Source organism: Glutamicibacter sp. ZJUTW (assembly GCF_008370855.1).
Taxonomy (GTDB): Bacteria; Actinomycetota; Actinomycetes; order Actinomycetales; family Micrococcaceae; genus Glutamicibacter; species Glutamicibacter nicotianae.
In genome coordinates this window covers 611,270-632,109 of the sequence record NZ_CP043624.1, presented here as the reverse complement: position 1 = coordinate 632,109, position 20,840 = coordinate 611,270, and the positions used below count along the sequence as shown (strand labels likewise).

16 protein-coding genes and 1 riboswitch are annotated in these 20,840 nt (G+C 63.6%); of the genes, 7 read left to right on the top strand and 9 right to left on the bottom strand.

Annotated elements, in window-relative coordinates; genetic code table 11:
• Positions 1-71: 71 nt before the first annotated feature.
• The 3 genes from F0M17_RS03060 to F0M17_RS03050 all read right to left on the bottom strand — a co-directional run bounded on the left by F0M17_RS03060 (position 72) and on the right by F0M17_RS03050 (position 4,266).
• Complete coding sequence (locus F0M17_RS03060) at positions 72-1,715, bottom strand: thiamine pyrophosphate-binding protein (RefSeq protein ID WP_038990018.1); 1,644 nt, start codon at positions 1,713-1,715, stop codon at positions 72-74.
• A complete protein-coding gene (speB, locus tag F0M17_RS03055; protein ID WP_038990019.1) occupies positions 1,712-2,701 on the bottom strand; it encodes an agmatinase in 990 nt (329 codons plus the stop codon). The genes F0M17_RS03060 and speB overlap by 4 nt, the downstream gene beginning before the upstream one ends.
• Positions 2,702-2,907: 206 nt before the next feature.
• On the bottom strand, positions 2,908-4,266 hold the full coding sequence (locus F0M17_RS03050; RefSeq protein WP_052253561.1) for an aminotransferase class III-fold pyridoxal phosphate-dependent enzyme: 1,359 nt from the start codon (positions 4,264-4,266) through the stop codon (positions 2,908-2,910).
• A gap of 81 nt (positions 4,267-4,347) precedes the next feature.
• Between F0M17_RS03050 and F0M17_RS03045 the strand changes: the two genes are divergently transcribed.
• On the top strand, positions 4,348-5,883 hold the full coding sequence (locus tag F0M17_RS03045; protein ID WP_149596356.1) for a PucR family transcriptional regulator: 1,536 nt from the start codon (positions 4,348-4,350) through the stop codon (positions 5,881-5,883).
• 58 nt (positions 5,884-5,941) lie between these two features.
• Here F0M17_RS03045 and F0M17_RS03040 read toward each other — a convergent pair whose 3' ends face one another.
• The 3 genes from F0M17_RS03040 to F0M17_RS03030 form a co-directional block, all read right to left on the bottom strand.
• Complete coding sequence (locus F0M17_RS03040; RefSeq protein WP_149596355.1) at positions 5,942-7,471, bottom strand: APC family permease; 1,530 nt, start codon at positions 7,469-7,471, stop codon at positions 5,942-5,944.
• A gap of 106 nt (positions 7,472-7,577) precedes the next feature.
• Positions 7,578-7,994, bottom strand: coding sequence for a hypothetical protein (locus F0M17_RS03035; RefSeq protein WP_149596354.1), 417 nt, complete (start codon positions 7,992-7,994; stop codon positions 7,578-7,580).
• Between the two features lie 135 nt (positions 7,995-8,129).
• A complete protein-coding gene (locus F0M17_RS03030; protein WP_038990023.1) occupies positions 8,130-8,696 on the bottom strand; it encodes a cupin domain-containing protein in 567 nt (188 codons plus the stop codon).
• A gap of 134 nt (positions 8,697-8,830) precedes the next feature.
• Here F0M17_RS03030 and F0M17_RS03025 point away from each other — a divergent pair, with 134 nt between their 5' ends.
• From F0M17_RS03025 to F0M17_RS03015, 3 genes are all read left to right on the top strand, one after another.
• Positions 8,831-9,418 carry a DinB family protein gene (locus tag F0M17_RS03025; RefSeq protein WP_073706502.1) on the top strand — a complete coding sequence of 196 codons (588 nt, stop codon included), beginning with the start codon at positions 8,831-8,833 and terminating at the stop codon, positions 9,416-9,418.
• A 67-nt stretch (positions 9,419-9,485) separates the two neighbouring features.
• A riboswitch (SAM riboswitch) is annotated at positions 9,486-9,599 on the top strand.
• Positions 9,600-9,614: 15 nt separating this feature from the next.
• Complete coding sequence (locus F0M17_RS03020; RefSeq protein ID WP_073706501.1) at positions 9,615-9,881, top strand: hypothetical protein; 267 nt, start codon at positions 9,615-9,617, stop codon at positions 9,879-9,881.
• 54 nt (positions 9,882-9,935) lie between these two features.
• The gene (locus tag F0M17_RS03015) at positions 9,936-11,039 is read left to right on the top strand and encodes a VIT1/CCC1 transporter family protein (RefSeq protein WP_149596353.1); all 1,104 of its coding nucleotides are present in this window, start codon (positions 9,936-9,938) and stop codon (positions 11,037-11,039) included.
• A gap of 65 nt (positions 11,040-11,104) precedes the next feature.
• Here F0M17_RS03015 and F0M17_RS03010 read toward each other — a convergent pair whose 3' ends face one another.
• On the bottom strand, positions 11,105-12,295 hold the full coding sequence (locus F0M17_RS03010; RefSeq protein ID WP_149596352.1) for an LOG family protein: 1,191 nt from the start codon (positions 12,293-12,295) through the stop codon (positions 11,105-11,107).
• Positions 12,296-12,381: 86 nt separating this feature from the next.
• Here F0M17_RS03010 and F0M17_RS03005 point away from each other — a divergent pair, with 86 nt between their 5' ends.
• The 3 genes from F0M17_RS03005 to F0M17_RS02995 all read left to right on the top strand — a co-directional run bounded on the left by F0M17_RS03005 (position 12,382) and on the right by F0M17_RS02995 (position 18,283).
• Positions 12,382-15,729 (top strand): DEAD/DEAH box helicase, encoded by a 3,348-nt coding sequence (locus tag F0M17_RS03005; RefSeq protein WP_149596351.1) that lies wholly within the window; start codon positions 12,382-12,384, stop codon positions 15,727-15,729.
• A gap of 162 nt (positions 15,730-15,891) precedes the next feature.
• Positions 15,892-16,176 (top strand): hypothetical protein, encoded by a 285-nt coding sequence (locus F0M17_RS03000; protein ID WP_141358198.1) that lies wholly within the window; start codon positions 15,892-15,894, stop codon positions 16,174-16,176.
• Between the two features lie 577 nt (positions 16,177-16,753).
• Complete coding sequence (locus F0M17_RS02995) at positions 16,754-18,283, top strand: MFS transporter (RefSeq protein WP_073706497.1); 1,530 nt, start codon at positions 16,754-16,756, stop codon at positions 18,281-18,283.
• Positions 18,284-18,724: 441 nt separating this feature from the next.
• On the opposite strand, the gene sucD is transcribed toward F0M17_RS02995, so the two are convergent.
• Together sucD and sucC are read right to left on the bottom strand one after the other, a co-directional pair.
• Entirely contained in the window at positions 18,725-19,627 is a 903-nt protein-coding gene (sucD, locus tag F0M17_RS02990; protein ID WP_038990032.1) for a succinate--CoA ligase subunit alpha, read from the bottom strand.
• 16 nt (positions 19,628-19,643) lie between these two features.
• Positions 19,644-20,816, bottom strand: coding sequence for an ADP-forming succinate--CoA ligase subunit beta (sucC, locus tag F0M17_RS02985; RefSeq protein ID WP_038990033.1), 1,173 nt, complete (start codon positions 20,814-20,816; stop codon positions 19,644-19,646).
• Between the last annotated feature and the right edge of the window lie 24 nt (positions 20,817-20,840).

Sequence of the window (20,840 nt, the reverse complement as noted above, 5' to 3'; positions counted from 1 at the left end):
AATCACCACGGCCCCGGACCCACCGCTCGTGAGAGCAGCGGATCCGAGGCCGTCGACGTGTCCGGATGCCTTTACAGGTGCGTGGGCGCGAACATCTTCAGCAGGGTGCGGACCACAATGACGTTCGGCCCGTCCGCCTCCAGCGCCTCGGCGAGCGCGGCACCGATGCCTTCCGGTTCCACCGCCCGGGCGGGGATGCCGAAGGACTGGGCCAGCGCCACGAAGTCGGGCCGCGCCAGCTCGGTGGCTGTGGCCTTGCCGAAGGCTCCCTCCATGTACTCGCGCAGGATGCCGTAGCCGCCATCATCGACGATCAGCCAGGTGACCGGTGCATGGTGCTGCTTGGCGGTGGCCAGCTCGGCGATGGAGTACATCGATGAGCCGTCTCCGCTGACCGCCAGCACGCGCTGCTTCGAGCCGATGGCTCCGCCGATCGCGGCGGGGAAACCGAAGCCGAGGCCGCCGGCGCCCTGCGCGGAATGGAATTCACCGTCCTTGGCGTCCCAGCAGCTCCACCCCCAGTAGGCGGCAATGGTCATGTCCCAGAAGGTCTGCATCCCTGCCGGGACCGCGGCCCGGATATCGGCCATGAACTTCCGCTCCTTGCCCAGGTCCTGGGCATCCAGGCGGGCCTGCACCTTCTCCAGGGTCTCGGCCACCACCTGCTGCGGGGTGTTCCCATGCCACGAGGCCTGGGCGGTGAAGCCGGTCTTGCGCATTTCCCCATCGAGGAATTTCAGGGCCTCGCGGGCATCGGCGCGGATGCCCAGGGCGGGGGTGTTGGATTCGAGCACGCGCGGCTCGGCATCGATCTGGATCATCTTGCCGCGCGGTTCCAGGGTGAAGTAGTTGCTGGTGACCTCGCCCAGGGATGACCCGATGACCACCAGCACGTCGGCGTCTTCCATGACCTCCGAGACGTAGCGGTCCTCGACCCACGACTGCAAGGAGAGTTCGTGCTCCCAGGGGAAGGCGCCGTTGCCGCCGGGGCTGCACAGCACCGGGGCCTGCAGCTTTTCGGCCACGGCCAGCAGCTCGGCCTGCGCCCCGGCCCGGCGCACGCCGCCGCCGGCGATGATGGCCGGGCGCTTCGCCTCGGCCAGCCAGCGCATGGCTTCGCCGATCAGCTCTTCGCGCGGCGGATGCTCGTAGGCTTCGGCCAGGGCGTCCTGCACCGGCGGCACCATCACCGGCGCGAGCAGCACGTCCTGCGGCACCTCGACCCAGACCGGCCCCATGGGCACGGTGATGGCCCGGGCCCAGGCGTCCTGGATGGCTGAGGGGATGCCGGAGGCATGGTGCACGGTCTGCTGGAACTTGGTGACATTGGCGGCCGAGGCCTTCTGGTCATCGAGCTGGTGCAGCATGCCCTTGCGGCGGGCGCCCAGCCCGTCCAGCGGGATCTGGCTGGCGACCACGACCATCGGCACACCGGTGGCGTAGGCTTCCTGCAGCCCGGCCAGGGAAGTCAGCGCCCCGGGGCCGGTGGAGAGGAACAGCACGCCCACTTCCCCGGTGGCCCGGGAGTAGCCGTCGGCGGCGAAGGCGGAGTTGTTCTCGACGCGCGAGGAGATGAATTCCAGGCTGGAGCGCGAGAGCGCGTCGAACAGTCCCAGGGCGTGCTGCCCGGGGATCCCGAACACGGTCTTGGCGCCGAGTGCGGTGAGGGTCTCGATGACCAGGTCGCCGCCGTTGCGTTGCGGTTGCTCGCTCATGAGGCATTCATTCCCTTGCTGGCGCGGAAGTCGCTGATCAGGCTGATCAGGTCGTAGGTGACGTGGCTGGCGGCCACGCCGGTCAGTTCCGCATGGTCGTAGGCGGGGGCCACTTCCACGATGTCGGCGCCGACGATGTTCAGCCCGCGCAGCCCGCGCAGGATTTCAAGCAGCTCGCGGCTGGTGATGCCGCCGGCTTCCGGGGTGCCGGTGCCCGGGGCGTGCGCCGGGTCCAGCACGTCGATGTCCACCGAGATGTACAGCGGGCGGTTGCCGATGCGGTCCCGCAGCTTGTCCACGATTTCGCGCACGCCCTGGTAGTAGACATCCGAGCTGGTCACGATGCCGAAGCCGAAGCGCTTGTCGTCTTCCAGGTCCTTCTTGCCGTACAGCGGGCCGCGGGTGCCCACGTGGCAGATCGCCTCGGTATCCAGGATGCCTTCCTCGACGGCACGGCGGAACGGGGTGCCGTGGGTGTATTCGGCGCCGAAGTAGGTGTCCCAGGTATCCAGGTGCGCGTCGAAGTGCAGCATCGCCACCGGTGCTCCGGCGCGCTGGGAGGCGGCGCGCAGCAGCGGCAGCGCGATGGTATGGTCGCCGCCCACGGTGACCAGGGTAGAGCCGTCGCTGGTCAGCTCCAGCGCGTTGTGCTCGATGGTCTCGATGGCCTCGTTGATGTTGAACGGGTTGACCGCCATGTCCCCGGCGTCTGCCACCTGGCTCTGCGCAAAGGGCGAGGTGTCGGTGGCGGGGTTGTAGGGGCGGATCAGGCGCGAGGATTCGCGCACGTGGTTGGCTCCGAAGCGGGCGCCGGGCCGGTAGGACACACCGGTATCGAAAGGCACGCCAACGATCTTGATGTCGGCCTGCTCCACCTGGTCCAGGCGCGGCAGCCGGGCGTAGGTGCCGCCTCCTGCATAGCGGGGAATCTCCGCGGCATTGATCGGTCCCAGCCGGCCATTTTCCTCGATGCGGATTTCCTTCATCGCAACTTCCTCCCCAGACGCACGAGGACCACAGCCCAAGTTGTCTAATATGAAACTTCAGTTTTCCATTATGCTATTTTGTCTGCTGGGTCACGTCAAGATCCAACGACAGGGCCAGGCAGAATGCGGGCATAAAAGGGCGCAAGCCGCAGTCCGGGAAAGGACTGCGGCTTGCGCTGGGATTCCAGGGAGGAGAAGTGAGGAGATCAGCTGGCAGCGCTGCGGATCTGCTGGGCAAGCACCCCCAATCCATCGCGCAGCAGTTCTTCGCCGATCACCAGCGGCGGCAGCAGGCGCAGCACGTTGCCGTGCGTGCCGCAGGTCAAGGTCAGCACCCCGGCGCCATGGCAGGCCTTGGACACTGCGGCGGCCACATCAGGGCGCGGCGCCAAGCTGCCCGCGTCGGCGAACTCGATAGCCAGCATAGCTCCGCGGCCGCGCACTTCGGCCACCACCGAGGTCTGCCGCACCAGCGGTTCAAGGATTTCGCGTGCCACCCGCTCAATGAGCTGGGCATTTTCCAGCAGCGCCCCGTCCTCGAACTGCTCGAAGACTGCCAGCGCCGCTTCGCAGGCCAGCGGGTTTCCGGCATAGGTGCCGCCCAGGCCTCCGGCGTGCGGGGCATTCATCAGCTCCTTGCGGCCGGTCACCGCAGACAGCGGCACTCCGTTGGCCAGCGCCTTGGCCGTGAGGATCAGATCGCCTGCCACGCCCTCGTGCTCCGAGGCAAAGAGCTTTCCGGTGCGCCCCATGCCGGCCTGGATCTCGTCGATGACCAGCACAATGCCGTGCTTGTCAGCCAGCTTGCGCAGGCCCGGGATGAACCCGGCCATCGGAACCACGAAACCTCCTTCGCCCTGGATCGGCTCGATGACCATCGCGGCGAAGGTCTGCGGGCCGTGCTCCACCAAGGTCTGCTCGACCGAGGCCAAGACCGCCTCGACGGTGGCCGCGCCGGCGGCGGGACGCAACGGGTTCGCCGAAGCGGCGCGCACAATATGCTCGGGCATCGGGCCGAAGTTCAGCTTGTACGGATTGACCTTGGCGGTCATGCCCATGGTCAGCAGCGAACGGCCATGGTAGGCCTCGTCGAAGACCAGCACGTTGGCCCGCCCGGTGGCGGCACGGGCAATCTTAACCGCGTTCTCCACGGCCTCGGCCCCGGTGGAGAACAGCGCCGTGCGCTTCTCGAAGTCGCCGGGGGTGTGCTGGTTCAACCAGCTGCACACCTGGGTGAAGGATTCGTATTCCGTGACCATGAAGCAGGTATGGGTGAAGTCCTCCAGTTGCTTGGCCACTCGTTCGGCCACACGGCGGTTGGAAGCACCCAGTGACGTCACGGCAATTCCCGAAGCGAAGTCGATCAGGCGATTGCCATCGACGTCTTCGATGATCCCGCCATCGGCCCGGTTGACGAAGACCGGCAGGGTGATGCCAAAGCCGCTGCTGACCTGCTGCACCCGCTGCTCGTGGAGCACAGCTGAGCGGGGGCCGGGAATACTGGTGGCAAGATGGCGGGTCTGGGGCAGGGCTGGCGCGTCGATGGCGGCAAGGGTTTCAGTCATGGCTCAAGCCTAGAAATCCGCGTGACACGCGTCATTGGCCATTGCATCCAAACTTGGCATCTTTCTTGGATAATCTACCCAATGATTACCCTTTTGCAGCTCGGCACGGAATTGGGTGCCGAATTCCTCCCCGCTACTGCCGGAACCTTCCGCGCCCTGCCGGTCAGCGGGGTGCATGTCTCCGAGCTGGAGGATCCCACCGCCTACTTGGATGGCGGCGAGCTGCTGCTGACCACCGGCATGCCCTTCGCTGCCAGCGCTGAAGCTTCCCGCGCCTACATGCGCCGGCTGCAGGCCAAGAAGGTATTCGCTTTGGGACTGGGGCTCGGTCCCTGGCTGCGCGCCGTGCCCGAGCATGTCGTCGAGGCCTGCGACCAGGCCGGCATTGAGCTGGGCATCGTCCCCGACCAAATCCCATTCCAGAATATTTCACGGGCTTACTGGCGCCTGGCCTCACGCGACCAGGAGTCGAACCTGATGGGCTCGTTGGGCACCCAGACTGCGCTGGCGCGGGCCGCGGTCCGTCCGGATGCCATCAATGCCGTAGTGCGCGGCTTGGCCGAAGCCCTGAAAGGCTGGGCCGCCTACCTCTCGGTCGATGCCCGCCCGGCGACCTGCTACCCGGCGTCAGCCGAAGCATTCCTGGACGAGCTCCGCCATGAATCCATGCGTTTCCGGCGCAACGGCATGCCCGCGGCGTCCACGTTCGAGGTCCAGGGCCACGAAGTGGTGCTCTACCCTATCCTTTCCGGGACCAGGATCCAGGGATATCTCGGCGTATCCGCAGGCCGCAAGCCGACCAAGGCCGACCGGCAGATCATCATGACCGCGTGCACGCTGCTGTCCCTGCGCGCCAGGCAGCGGGAATTGGCCGCCAGCACGCATCAGGCGCTCAGCGCGGCCACCGCCAAATTGCTGCTGCATGGCCAACCCGAGGCGGCGCGCCTGGTCGGGGAAGACGCCGGGTTGGACAGTTTGCCTTCCCGCGTGCGGATCCTGGTGTACCGGGCAGGAGCCAATACCGATGCCGCGACCGCACTGCATGCGTTGCCTTCGCTCCAGCGTCCAGCGGCGTTGCCCGATATCTCCGCCGCGGTCGAAGAATGCCAGCTCCACTACCAGGATGGCTCCGAAAATTATCTGGTCCTCCCCGAACCAGCGGAACATCCCGGCACAGACGCGCCGCTGGCGCCGCAGTCCGGCAGCACCACGGAACCGATGGCGCGCGAACCATTCGATTCCCCGGCACCCGAGGTCCGGGCGGTGCTCTCCCACCCGCTGAACCTGGCCGAGATCCCCGCCAATCTCCCTGCCCTGCGCCACGCGCTGGATGCTGTCCCGGTGGGGACCATGGTCCCCAGCTCCCCGGGCTTCGATGCCAGCACGGAAACCTGGGTCACAGCTCTCGCCGAATACCCGCGCGCCGATCTGCTTTCGGCGGTCACCTCCTATCTGCGCCATCGCGGGCATTGGGAGGAAGCCTCCCGCGAACTGGGCATCCACCGCAATTCCCTGCGCCACCGCATCAGCGTGGCGCAGGATGTGCTTGGCATCGACCTTGATGATCCGGATGCCGCCGCCTCGCTATGGCTGGCACTTCGCCGGACACAGAAATAAGCATGCCGCGGGATCTGGCAGTACCAGATCCCGCGGCGTGCTTCGGGTGCAGCGGACCTCAGCCCTTGAGCCGCGTTGAGTTTGGGTTCGGCGCAACGGTGCGGCGCCCCGCCACTGCATCCGGCCCGGTGGCACCGAGCTTGGCCTGCTGGCGGATGCTCAGCTTCTGCAGCAGCTCCTCTTCGGCGAATTCGCCCGGGGCGACCCCGCGGGGAACCCGTAGCAGGAAGCCCGTGCCCAGCACCCACCATGCAGCGAAGAGCAGCCACGGCTGCCAGGCGATGGCCGCCGGCATTCCCGGAAGGTACAGCGAGATCAGCCCGGCGCAGAACACCACCGACAGCACGCCGATTACCTTGCCGCCGTTGCCCGCGCCGCCCACGCGCAGCGGGCGCGGCATCTGCGGTTCGCGCTGGCGCAGGATCAGGAAGGCCACGCCCACCAGCAGGTAGGCAATCACGATCGATGGCGAGCCGGAATCCACCAGCCAGCCGAGCATGGCGGAGCCGAAGAATGGAGCCAGCACCGACAGCCCGCCAATGAAGAGCAGCGCGTGGCTCGGGGTGCGGTACTTCGGATGCAGGTAGGCGAACCAGCGCGGCAGCATTCCCGAGCTGGCCATCGCGTACATCAGCCGCGACGCACCCATCAGCAGGGAATTCCACGACGTGAGGATCCCGGCGATGCCGCCGGCGATCAGCACCTTGGCCATGATCCCGGAATTGAACAGCGCCCCCATCGCGTCAGCCGTGGCCAGCTCGGACCCGGCGAGTGCGGAAGCGCCCATTCCCGAGGAGGTGGCCAGGATGATCCCCACGTACCAGGCGGTGGCGATGAGCACCGAAACCACCACGTACTTGCCGATTTTCCGCGGCGCGATGTCGCATTCCTCGGCGGATTGCGGGATCACGTCGAAGCCGACGAACATGAACGGCACCACGATCATCACGCCGAAGAAGCCGGCAACACCGTTCTCGAAGAACGGTTCCATGTTCGTGCTCTGGCCGCCGCTGAACGCACCGGCAAGCAGCATGGCGCCGATGACAAAGAGGAAGATCACCACGAAGGTCTGCACCACACCGGCGGTCTTGATGCCGCGGATGTTGATCCAGGTGATCGCCACCGCCCCGGCTACACCGACCAGAGCCCAGGTCAGGTAGACCTCGGAACCGGCGATTTCCCATAATTTGATGTGCGAAAGATCCGGGAAGAGGTAGAGCACGGATTTGGGCAGGGCCACTGCTTCGAAAGCCACGATCGTGATATACCCACCGACGATCGCCCACGAACCGGCAAAGGACCAGCGGGCGCCCATGGCGCGCAGCAGATAGTTGTGCTCGCCTCCAGCTTTCGGCATGGCGGCAACCAATTCGGCGTAGGTCAGGCCCACGACCGCCATGATCGCGCCGCCGACCAGCATGGCCAGCGCGGCTCCTATCGGACCGGCGGTGGTGATCCAGTCGCCGGTAAGCACGACCCAGCCAAAGCCGATCATCGCGCCAACACCTATGGCCAAGGCGTCCCAGCGGCCCAGGACCTTCTTGAGTCTTGGTTCTGCGGAGTGGTTCTTTGCGGTGTTTCCTGCCATGGCATTCCCTCCTGGAAAGATGATCAGGATCACACTATGCGCAAACACGCCACAACGTATTGGATGTTTTGACTACATTTCAGGCCATTTCATCCAAACCGGGAGCTCAGGCCGCCTCAGAGCCCTTCTTGCTGGCATTCACCAGCGCCCGATCGACCTCATGGATGCCCAGGGCGAAGCCCGCGGACATCACCAGTGACTTGATGGTCAACTCGGAAAGGTCATCGGCCACGTATACCAGCTGGATCGGGCCGGCCAGGATGAGCAGGATGGCGGTCCACAGCGCATAGATCCAGGAGGTGCGCGCCTGCGCCATCTGCGGGAAACGGGCACGCCGGCGAATTGTCCGCACGCCGATGGTCACGATGACAACAGCGAGAATCACGGCGCCGAGGAAGAAGAAATTGCGCTGGGTGCGGATCCAGGTCAAGGTGGTGCCGACAAGAACGCCGAAAAGCACCGAAGCCCACCAGCTGATGCTGCGCAGCTGGTCCTGCGTCGCGGTTGGTTCGCCTGTCTTCACGCCTCTCCCATCGCCAATTGTTCCGAGCGCCCGGAACAACGCATCGTTCCTAGAATACGCGGTTGCCCACCCCGCCAGCGAACGCGCAGCCGCATCGCGCCGAGCGTGCCGCGGCAGCGGGCGCAGGGGCTGGGCTCAGGAGAGGATCAGCGTCCAGGTCACCACGGCCGGCTCATCGGAAGGGTTCTCCCAGCTATGCGGCTCGCGCCCCGGGAAGGTTACGGTGTCGCCCGCTTGAAGCTCCAGCCGCTGGTCGGGCAGGATCAGGATGAATTCTCCGGCGATCACGTGCAGCACTTCCAGCTCGCAATCCATCGAATACAGTTCCGCTTCGCCAGTGCCCCTCGGCGCAATCTCGGCGCGGATCATCTGCAGCCGCTTTTCGCTGCGTGGCGTCACCAGCTGCTCGGTGATCCCATCGCCACCCAGTGAAACCCGCGGTGCCTGGTCCAGGCGCACCAGCTTCGTTTCCGGAACCTCGAAAAGCGTGCCGACCTCGATGCCCAGCACCTCGCACAAGCGCAGCAGCGTCGCCACCGATGGGCTGGTCAGGTCGCGCTCCACGCGCGAGAGGAAGCCCTTGGTCAACCCGGAGAGCTCGGCGACCTGGTCAATGGTCATCCGCTGGGTCTGCCGCACCCCGCGCAGCCGCGCACCGATGTTGATCGCAGCACCGGTTGGTTCAACGGGCAGGGTTTTCATCGTTTGGCTCCATCAACGTCGTGGGCGGCAGCTGCAGCCGCAAGCACTGGGTTTTCACGGCCTGCGGGCAAGTTTACCAATGGTAAACACGCGATGCCCTAGCACGGGCTCACCACGGCCACTAGACTCTGTCCATGGACAGCACCAAGGACAGGCTCTGCGGGTACCTGGGCGAGGCACGCGAGAATGCGATCTTCAAGGCCGAGGGCCTGGCCGAGCAGCTGGCCCGCACCCCGCTCACCCCTACCGGCACCCATATCCTGGGCGTGCTGCACCATCTGGTGATCAACGAATACGAGTATTTCGGCACCTGCCTGCAGCGCGAGGCCAACGACGCCTATGTCCGCGAGTTCATCTCGCCTCATGATCCCGACGCTGATTTCCTTCCGCCCGCGGACATGGACGGGCAGCAGCTGATCGGCCTGTACCGCAAGGCCATCGCCTTCGCGGACGAAGGCATCGCCGCCTTGGCCCTGGATTCTGCAGTGCACGTCCCGTGGTGGGGGCCGGCCGGGCATACCACCTTGGATCATCTGCTCATCCATGCCTTGGCCGAGACCTCCCGGCATGCAGGGCAGCTGGATATCATCCGCGAGCAGCTCGACGGCCGTGCCGGCTGGACCGCGACGCTGGATTTGCTGCCCGGCTACACCACGGCGCAGTGGGCTGAACACCGCCAGAAGCTGCAGCAGCTGGCCGATTCCCTGGCCCCGGAGAACTGACCGGAAGTCATATTACGCAGTACGGCTTCATCTGGCGCCGCATGCGGCGGTACGCTCGGAATTGTTGCTTCACGAGACGCGGCGCCAAGCTCCGACTGGCCGCGCACCAACCCCAAGTTCATGGGTGGTTCGGATGAAGAAGCGGTCCGCGCATCAACTGGTGCACGGGCAAGAGCTCGCCAGAGAGTTGATATCCATGGCTATCCCGATTCTTCCCATCATCGACCGCCAGACCGGCCAGGTGCAGTTCACCGCCGAGGGCCGCTGGTGCACCCGCTACGTTGCGGACCCGCTCCAGCTCGAACGCCTCATCGCGCGCTGCTCCCGCCGTCCGGCCTTCGACCCGGACACCTCAGAATTGCTGCTGGTGGTGCCGGCGGCCGGGAATCCGGCCGGCAGGCGCCATGCATTTAGCCTTGCCAAATTCCCAAGTTCAGGGGCGCTGGCTAAAGTGGAAAGCTGAGCCGATCCACGGGTTTCCATGGGAAACCCCACGTTCCAGGAGAGCCTTTTCGAGATGCCACAGCACCCAGTCGCCGAACCAACCAAAGCGCAGATCCAGCGATGGCGCAAGTATCTCGCCGATGAAGTCGCCGAGGGCGCCATCTACCGCGCCCTGGCGGAAAAGAAGTCCGGGCAGGAACGGCAAATCCTGCTGGGCCTGGCCGAAGCCGAAGCACGCCACGAATCCCACTGGCGCACGATGCTCGGCGAGCATGCCAAGGAAGTCCGCCCCTCGCTGCGCCGCACCATGCTGCGCTTCCTCGCCCTGCACTTCGGGTCGGTGTTCGTGCTGGCCATGGCCCAGCGCTCCGAAAGCAGCTCCCCCTACCGCCATGACAAGGACGCCACCGCGCAGATGGCTGCCGACGAGCAGGTCCACGAGGAAGTCGTCCGGGCCCTGGCCACGGCAGGACGCGCACGGCTGTCGGGCAACTTCCGCGCCGCGGTCTTCGGCGCCAACGACGGGCTGGTATCCAACCTGGCATTGATCATGGGCATCGGCGCCACCGGCGTTTCTTCGGCCTTCGTGCTGTTCTCCGGCATTGCCGGCTTGCTGGCCGGAGCGCTGTCCATGGCGGCCGGCGAATACGTTTCGGTGCGTTCCCAGCGCGAGCTGCTGACCGCCTCGCGGCCCACCCAGGTCACGCTGACCGCAGCCCCGAACCTGGATCTGGACGCCAACGAGCTGGTGCTGATCTACAAGGCCCGCGGCATGAGCGACGAGGACGCCGAGCACCGGGCCGCCGAACGCATGGGCCTGTTCACCTGCGACTGCAACCCTGATTTCTCGCTGAACCCGGAAGGCCGCAGCGAGGAGCTCGAGAAGGAGCACCAGGAGCTGGGCTCGGCCACCGGGGCGGCCACCACCTCATTCCTGCTCTTCGCTTCCGGCGCGGTGGTGCCGATCCTGCCCTACATCTTCGGCCTCTCCGGGCTGGCCGCGATCATCGTGTCGGTGGTGCTGGTGGGCATCGCCCTGATGATCACCGGCGGCATCGTGGGCCTGCTCTCCGGAGCCTCCCCATTCAAGCGCGGCTTGCGCCAGCTGGCCATCGGCTGGGGCGCGGCGGCCGTCACCTACTGCCTGGGCCTGATCTTCGACGTCAGCGTCAGCTAATACTCCGCTTGGCATCGAAAATGCCGGGACAGCTTCGGCTGTCCCGGCATTTTCGATGCCCCGGACTAGTCGTCCTTTGCCGGCCGGGTGCGCCGGCGCAGGGTTTCCATGGACTGGATGAACGCCAGTGCTTCCTCGGCGGTGTCCACCAGGGCGATCTTCTGCTCCATCACGCGCTCCTTGGCCAGGGCCTGGAGCAGCGGCCACGCGGGCAGATCCCGGCTCCAGTAGTCCTTGCCGATCAGCACCATCGGCACCACGCGGGCACCGGTGGCGTAGTAGTTCTCGCAGGCATCCTGGAAGATTTCCTGGACCGTGCCGGCCGCCCCGGGCAGCACGACCAGCCCGCCGTTGGACTGCTCCAGCAGGATCGCCTCACGAATGGAATTGGTGAAGAACTTGGCGATCTGGGTGGCAAACAGATTCGGCGGCTCATGGCCGTAGAACCAGGTCGGCACGCCCAGCGACTGCCGACCGCCAGGGAAACGCTCCTTCACCATCAGGGCGGTTCTCGCCCAGCCGGTGCGCTGATGGATCGCATCAGGCGCTTCGGCGAGCATCTGCAAGGCCGTCGCAATATCATCTGCCCCGTAGTCGGCCAGCCACGCACCGGCATTGGCCGCTTCCATGGCTCCCGGTCCTCCCCCGGTGGCCACCGCGTAGCCAGCACGGGTAATCATGCGCCCGAGCTCCAAGGCCTGCGCGTACTGCGTGGTGCCCCGGTTCATCGCATGCCCGCCCATCACCCCGATGATCGGAGTGTCCTTGAACGTTCCCTCATACACCTGAGAGACCAGCGCCTGGCCAATGTGGTGATCGTGCAGGGTCCGGGCCAGCGCACTGTGATCGCTGTCGGCATTCGCCGCCGCATGCTGCTGGGAGTACGCGTATATTTTGGCATCGGGCACCTGCTGGTAGGTCTGCGTCCAGATCCCCGAGTACAGCTCTTCTGCCGTGTACAAGCCGCGGGCTCCGGTCTCGAACGGCAGCTGCGCCCCCGAGCTCATGCATAGCCCGCCCGTCGCCTGAACGATCTGCTGGCCTTGGGTGGAAAACTGGCAATCGATGAACAGCGCTTCGGAAAGATCCAGCGATTTCAGCACGGTTTCCCGTTCGCGCAGATCCACGCGGTGCACGCGCCAGCCTTTTCCATGGGCATGGTGGGAAACCAGCGCTTCAGCGGCGAGACGGTCGAATTCGACGAGCGAGGTGATGTTCACCGCTCGGGCTGGAAGGTAGGGCCACACGTGGGACATGCGTCAACGCTACGTCATGGATAGTGATTATTCACAGAAGGGTCCTTCAACTTTCGCGACGGCCCGGAACGTGAAACGATGAGAGGATGACTGAATCTGTTCCACCAACCATTGATGCCCGCCATTTACTGGCTTTTCTGGGCAACGTTCCTTTCTTCTATGGAAAGAACCTGGCCGCAGAAGCAAATTCCGTGGTTGACGTGGAATTCGATGAGAACATCGGGCAGATCGAGGGCACAGTCACCGATTCCGGCGAAGAATTCTCTCCGATGATCCAGGTCCACTTAGAGGGTGGCGAGTGGAAGATCGAATCCTGCGAGTGCACCTGCGACGCGCCAGGCATCTGCTCTCATATCGCGGCTTTGGCCATTACCTCCAATAAGATCGCCTCCCAGCCTCGCCCGCTGCCGGTCCATGAAGAGAAGCCGGACACCGTGTGGTCAAAGCAAATCGATTCATGGTTCGAGGAGTCCGAGCCGGGCCCGGCCGACGGGCTGCTCGGTTCGCAGCACGATCCGGTGGTGCCGATGGCGCTGCAGTTCCTGCTCTTCGATTCGAAGGACGCCACCCAGCAGCAGCAGTGGATGCCGACCGGGACCATCCCGCACCCGACCCGCAACAAGCGCTTCCGCTTGGGCGTGCGCCCCATGGTCCGCAATGCCGAAGGCCGCTGGGTGCGCGGCCAGCTGCGCTGGACCACCCTGGGCTTCAAGACCTACGGCTGGAACCTGCTGCGTGCACAGCACCATTGGTTCACCCGCTTCGCCTCCATGGCCCGCAGCGACAGCCAGTTGCAGTTCAAGGTGGACGAAGACTGGCTGTTCCTGGACGAGTACGCTTCCGAGCTGCTCTGGCCGCTGCTCGAACAGGCTGGCGAGCTGGGCATTGCGCTGATCACCACCCGTTCCGAGCAGCGCGTGCGGATCGTTGATCCGGCCAGCTTCAGCATGCAGGCCTCCCTGGATGAGCAGCAGCTGCAGCTGGACGGCGTCCTGCACATCGCCGGGCAGGATCTCGTGCTTGATCCGGAGGCGCCCAGCGGTGTCATCGCCGAGCATGGTTTCTATGCGCAGATGGCCCAGCCCGATGAAATCTGGCTGGCTCCAAGCACCGAGCCGGTTCCCGACGCGCACCGCCGCTGGTATATTGACCGCCGCCCGGTCACCGTGCCCGCACCGGAGATCAACGACTTCTTCGAATCCTCCTACCCTCGCCTGGCTCGCCGTTTCGAGCTGCGCAGCGTCAGCGACGAGCTGGTCCTGCCGGATCTGAAACCTCCCTATGTGCACGCCACCGTGGTCTACAAGCGCGAATTCAACGAGAACAAGGAACCGAACGATACCGCCGCGCTGGACTTCCAGATCCGTTACCCGGGGATCCCCAGCGACCAGGAAGTGTACGACGTGGAGGCCGAGGAACTGCTCCAGGCCGCCGTGCATGAGGTGTTCCTGGAGCATGAGGAAGCCGGCAACCCCAACCTGTCGCCGAAGTTCTACGCACGCGATGACACCATTGATTTCGTCACCGAGATCCTGCCCGCGCTGGAGCGCCTTCCGGAGGTCCAGCTCGTCGAGCAGGGCACCCGGCCGACCTTCCGCCAGCTGCGTGAACTCCCCCAGCTGAAGATCAATGCCGTGAATCATGAACGGACCGACTGGCTTGATCTCGGCTTGCTGATCACCGTAGGCGACCATGAGGTTCCCTTCTCGCAGATTGTCGAGGCCATGAGCAATGGCCAGATGAAGCTCCGCCTGCCGGACAACACCTGGTTCTCGCTGAACCACCCGATGTTCGCCAAGCTGAAGGCGCTGGTTGACGAAGCCCAGGCGATGAACGACAAGCCGAAGGAGGGAGACCTGAAGCTGACGGTCTTCCAGATCTCGATGTTCGAAGAACTGGACGAGATGGCTGAAGGCATCGACGGCGCTGACCTGTTCATCGCACGCATGCGTTCGCTGCTCAAGGTCGCCGAGGCCCACCATGCCCAGGTTCCGAACACGCTGGATGCCCAATTGCGTCCCTACCAGGTGGAGGGGTTCCACTGGCTCTCCCGCCTGTACGAGGGCGGCTTCGGCGGCATCCTCGCCGATGACATGGGCTTGGGCAAGACCCTGCAGACGATTGCGCTGATGCTCCATGCCCATAAGCTCTGGGCGGATCCCGAGGCCTGCGCCCAATTGCCGGCGGCCCAGCGTACCCGCCTGCCGTTCCTGGTGGTTGCCCCGAGCTCGGTGGTGTCCAACTGGGAAATGGAAATCAACAAGTTCGCCCCTTCCCTGCGGGTCGTCAGCGTCGAGGGCACGTTGCCGTCACCGCGGCAGCTTCAGGAACTCGCTCAGGACTACGATGTCATTCTCACGACCTACACCCTGCTGCGCCTGAACGACGAGATCTACGAAGCCCAGCGCTTTGCCGGCCTGATCCTCGACGAGGCGCAGTTTGTGAAGAACAAATCCACCAAGGCCCACCGGACCGCGGTGAACCTGCAGACCAATTTCAAGTTGGCAGTCACCGGTACCCCGATGGAAAACAACCTGTCCGAGCTCGGTGCCTTGCTGTCGCTGGTTGCTCCGGCGTTGTTCCTGAACACCACGCGCTTCAATCGCCAGTTCGCCCGGCCCATCGAGGTCTTGGGCGACAAGGAAACCCTCGCCTTGCTACAGCGCCGGATCAAGCCGTTCATGCTGCGCCGCACGAAGGAATCGGTGGTGCTGGATCTTCCGGCCAAGCAGGAGCAGCAGATTCTGGTGCGCCTGTCCGAAGAGCACCAGCATGTCTACGACACGCATTTGAATCGCGAACGCCAGAAGATCCTGCACCTGGTGGAGGACCTGGATCGCAACCGCTTCACCATTTTCCAGTCGCTGACGCACCTGCGCATGCTGGCCCTTGAGCCGTCCCTGGTGGATCCGGAACTGTCGGATATCCCCGGCTCGAAGCTGGAAGCTCTCTTCGACCAGCTCGATGACGTGGTGGGCGAAGGCCACCGCGCGCTGATCTTCAGCCAGTTCACCTCATACCTGAAGGTGCTGGCCGACAAGCTGGCCGAGCGCGGCGTGAGGTTCGTGTACCTCGATGGCAATACCCGCAACCGTTCCAAGGTCATCGAGCAGTTCAAGGAAGGCGAAGCACCGCTCTTCCTGATCTCCTTGAAGGCCGGCGGCTTCGGCCTGAACCTCACCGAAGCCGACTATTGCTTCTTGCTGGATCCGTGGTGGAACCCGGCCGTTGAAGCCCAGGCGATCGACCGCACGCACCGCATTGGCCAGACTCGGCAGGTGATGGTGTACCGGATGATTTCCCAGGGCACCATCGAGGAGAAGGTTGTGGCACTGCAGGAAAGCAAGCGCAAGCTGATTTCGACGGTGATGGATGAGGCCGATGGATTCTCCAAGGCCTTGACCGCCCAAGACATCCGAGGACTGCTTGAGTAACAGGTTGATTAAATCCGCCGTCTTAGCAGGCGGCTGTCAGCAAAACCCTGTATATTCAAAATGTCCGACGTTGTGCGCTGCGCCACACACTGTGCGCTCGTCGGGCTAGGACCCGGGCGGCTCCTCGTCCGGGTGATACGAACGACTAAGGCGGTAATATCCGTGTCCCTGATTAAATCGGAGACTCTCAGTACCCCCGATGACGACTGGATGAGCGCATCGGTGAGTATCGACAAAGATCGTGTGGTGATTGAAACCAAGCAGGAACGCCTGTCCTTGGAGAATGACCGGCTCCTGGAAAAGATCCGCAGGGTCCTGGCTTCCCCTCTCGAAGAGATTTTCTACAATCCGAAGCACCGGATGCTCCTGATCCCGGGGGCTTTCGCTGCCATCGGCTCTTCATTCCTCAGGATCGACACCGAAGCTGCAGCCGGCCTACGCGGCTAGCCTGCTTCGACTTCATGCCCCAAGCTGCCTACCGGCGGCCTTGGGGCATTTTTGCGTCCGGCAGAGACGGTTCCGGGCGCGGATGAACAGCTCACGGGATTCTTGCCGTCTGAAGCCCCTGCTTGCCCCCTGGATCCACGGCTTCAGAAACAGAGTTTTCGCTCAGATTCTCCGTTTTCCACCCCGTGGCGGACCGAGTCCTTCGCCACAGTTTGAGTTTTTCGGGCAGTTCGATCGGAGCCTTCGCCGATCGCCCGTTTGCCCTATGCTTCCGTGGCTAATCGGCGGTCGGCACGTCCGCGATCTGGCTATCTGCCCGGGCCCGCATTGGCTCAAGAGAGCCTCTCGATCAGGGAATTAATCTAATTTTTGGTAAACTTGACGATTGTCCGCTTAAGCGTTTCATCGCTCAAAGCCGGTTTTTGACCGGATTTTTGAGTAGAAATCTATCGATTTCGACGAGTCACACGGCGGCCGCAACCAGCTTCAAGGAGCAGAAATTTCGCTCCTCAACATTGTGGACGAGGATGGTCGCCGGCACCGGGACAAGATCACGAAAGATATGAGGAGTGAAACTATGGAAGCACGAAACTCACGGAAGCCACGGTTCCGCAGAAAACGTCGGCTGAAGGTCGAAGACGTCAACGTTGTCGACGATTCGATGCTCAAGAAAGCCATCGGCGGCACCGTCGTTGGCAACTTGATGGAATGGTACGACGTAGGTGTCTACGGCTACCTCGCAGTGATCATCGGCAAGCTTTTCATGCCTGACACGGTAGACCCTGCCATCCAAACCCTGTTCAGCCTAGGCGTATTCGCCGTGACCTTCGTTGCCCGCCCGCTTGGCGGCGTGATTCTGGGCCAGCTAGGCGACCGCGTAGGACGCCAGAAGGTCCTGGTCTTCACCCTGCTCATGATGGCTTTGGCCACGTTCGGCATCGGTATCCTTCCGGACTACTCGGTATGGGGTGTAGCAGCGCCAATTCTCCTCGTCGTGCTGAAGCTGATCCAGGGCTTCTCCACCGGCGGCGAGTACGCCGGTGCTACTACATTCATTACCGAATACGCTCCGGATAAGCGCCGCGGCTTCTTCGCCTCGCTGCTGGACCTCGGCTCCTACATGGGCTTTGCCTTGGGCGCCGCATTTGTCTCCATTCTCCAGCTGACCCTGAGCGAAGATGTCATGGAAGGCTTCGCCTGGCGCATTCCATTCCTGGTCGCTCTTCCGCTCGGCGTCATCGCACTGTGGTTCCGTTCCAAGATTGAAGACACTCCTGCTTTCAAGGAAGCCCAGGAAGCCGCTAACCGCGCCAGCGACGACGCGCGGAACTCCGCCGATGCTCCGAAGGGCGTCATCGACCTGGTCAAGGCCTATTGGCGCGAATTGCTGACCGGTTTCGTGCTGGTCTCGGCCGCCAACACTGCAGGTTATGCACTGACCAGCTACATGCCTACCTACCTGACCGAGACCCTGAAATACGATCCGGTGCACGGCAACCTGCTGACCCTGCCGGTTCTGGTTGGCATGTCCCTGTGCATCCCGCTGGCCGGCATGCTCTCCGATAGCATAGGCCGCCGCAAGGTCCTGTTCATTGGCTCCGGCTCGGCAGTTGTCCTGGCCATTCCAGCCTTCTTGTTCATGATGCATGGACAAATCTGGTCCACGCTGACGGGCCTTGCCCTGTTGGCCATCCCCGTGGTCTTCTACGTTTCCAACCTGGCTTCGTCGTTGCCAGCCCTGTTCCCCACCGCCTCGCGTTACGGTGGCATGGGCATCTCGTACAACTTCGCGGTAGCCATCTTTGGCGGCTTCGCACCCTTCATCATGCAGGCTCTGGTCACCATGACCAACTCTTCCCTGGCACCTGCCTTCTGGGTCATGGGAACGTCGGTTGCCGGCATCATCGCCGTGTGCTTCTTGAAGGAATCCGCACGCAGGCCGCTTCCGGGTTCGCTGCCTTCGGTGGCCACCGAGGAAGAAGCAGTAGAGCTGGTTGCAACCCAGGAAGAAAACCCTGACCTGGACGTGGAAGAAATCTTCGAGCAGGTTCCTGCTCTGGAGGAAACCTACCAGCAGGAGATTGAAGCAGAGAAGGCCAAGTCCTAGGCCAATTACCGCTCAAAGGGCGATCTGACGATGGTGGGGCTGGTTCTGCAAAGGACCAGCCCCACCGTTGTCCTACCCGGCAGAACCGCCAGCAGCCCGCATAGCAGGGCTTGCATGCTGCAGGCGCAGGTCGATGGGTTCTGCGCCGGTTAACGCCCAAGCGACCGGTAGACCGGGCAACGCACCTGGCCATTGCTTGGGGCCGTTCGATGGCATGGCAGCCGGCGGCGTTTCATCGGCATTCGGATTCTTCTTGAAGTCCGGGGTCTTGGGGCTCAGGGGTTCACTCCGGCTGGTTATCCGGCCCGCCCGTGCCCAGAACAAGCCACGGCTTCTCGGGTTAATGCGAAACGGCCGCCGCGGCTCCTGAAAAATTCAGGAGAAGCGGCGGCCGTTTGTTCCCGGATGAAACCCGGGAATCAGCCTTGCTCCAGCGTCAGCTTAGAGAGCTGCGAAGACTTCGCGCAGCAGGCGGGCGGTCTCCGAAGGAGTCTTGCCAACCTTGACGCCTGCAGCTTCCAGGGCTTCCTTCTTCGCCTGGGCGGTGCCAGCCGAACCGGAAACGATGGCGCCTGCGTGGCCCATGGTCTTGCCCTCAGGAGCGGTGAAGCCAGCCACGTAGCCAACAACTGGCTTGGTGACGTTGGCCTTGATGAATTCGGCAGCGCGTTCCTCGGCGTCGCCACCGATTTCACCGATCATGACGATGGCCTTGGTCTCTGGATCAGCTTCGAAAGCAGCCAGGGCGTCGATGTGGGTGGTGCCGATGACTGGGTCGCCGCCGATGCCGATTGCGGTCGAGAAGCCCAGATCGCGCAGTTCGTACATCATCTGGTAGGTCAGGGTACCGGACTTGGAAACCAAGCCGATTGGGCCCTTGCCGGTGATATTGTTCGGGGTGATGCCAACCAGCGCCTCGCCCGGGGTGATGATGCCTGGGCAGTTAGGGCCGATGATGCGGGTGATCTGGTTGCCGTCGGCGTCAACCTTCGACTGTGCCAGAGCCCAGAACTCAGCGGAGTCCTGCACTGGAACACCTTCGGTGATGACTACGACAAGGCCGACCTCGGCCTCGATAGCCTCAACGACTGCGTCCTTGGTGAACTTAGGTGGCACGAAGACGATCGATACGTCTGCGCCGGTCTCGGCCTTGGCTTCCGCCACGGTGCCGTAAACCTTGATGTCCTGGTCACCGTGGGTCACGGTGGTGCCGGCCTTGCGGGCGTTCACGCCGCCAACAATGTTGGTGCCAGCCTTGAGCATCAGGGCGGTGTGCTTGGTGCCTTCGCCGCCGGTGATGCCCTGGACGATGACCTTGGAGTCCTTGTTCAGGTAAATGCTCATTGTTCGCTAATCCCTCTTACTTCGCTGAGTTGGCGAGCTCGGCAGCCTTGTCGGCGCCCTCATCCATGGTTGCTGCCAGGGTGACCAACGGGTGGTTGGCCTCGGCCAAGATGGCGCGACCCTCTTCAACGTTGTTGCCGTCCAGGCGGACAACCAGTGGCTTGTTCGCTGCGTCACCCAGGGTGTTCAGCGCACCGACGATGCCGTTTGCGACAGCGTCGCATGCGGTGATGCCGCCGAAGACGTTGACGAAGACCGACTTGACCTGTGGGTCGTTCAGGATGACGTCAAGGCCGTTGGCCATGACCTCGGCCGATGCGCCACCGCCAATGTCCAGGAAGTTCGCTGGCTTCACGTCGCCGTGGTTCTCGCCTGCGTAGGCGACAACGTCCAGGGTGGACATGACCAGGCCTGCACCGTTGCCGATGATGCCGATTTCGCCGTCCAGCTTGACGTAGTTCAGGCCCAGGGCCTTTGCCTTGGATTCCAGAGGATCGGCTGCGCCCTTGTCCTCGAGCTCTTCGTGAGCTGGGTGGCGAACCTCGGATGCGTTGTCATCCAGGGAGACCTTGCCGTCCAGCGCAACGATGTCGCCGGCACCGGTCTTCACCAGTGGGTTGACCTCAACGAGGGTGGCATCCTCTTCCTTGAAGACGGTCCACAGGGTCTGCAGGGTTTCTGCAACCTTGCCGCGCAGTTCTTCTGGGAAGCCTGCCTCGGCGACGATCTCTGCTGCCTTGTCGGCGTCGATGCCAACCAGCGGATCAACAGCAACGCGGGCCAGAGCTTCTGGGCGCTCCTCAGCCAGCTGCTCGATCTCCATGCCGCCCTCTACCGAGCACATTGCCAGGTAGTTGCGGTTTGCACGGTCCAGCAGTACCGAGAAGTAGAATTCCTCGGCAATGTCGGCGCCCTGAGCGATCATGACCTTGTTTACGGTGTGGCCCTTGATGTCCATACCGAGGATGTTGGAAGCGTGCTCGAAAGCTTCGTCGGCGGTCTTAGCGACCTTGACGCCGCCAGCCTTGCCACGGCCGCCAACCTTGACCTGTGCCTTAACTACTACAACGCCGCCGATCTTCTCAGCTGCGGCTTTGGCTTCTTCCGGGGTGTAAGCGACGATACCGGCAAGCACGGGAACGCCGTGTGCCTCGAATAGATCGCGCGCCTGGTACTCATACAGGTCCACGGGTTTGTGTCCTTCGTTCGAAGT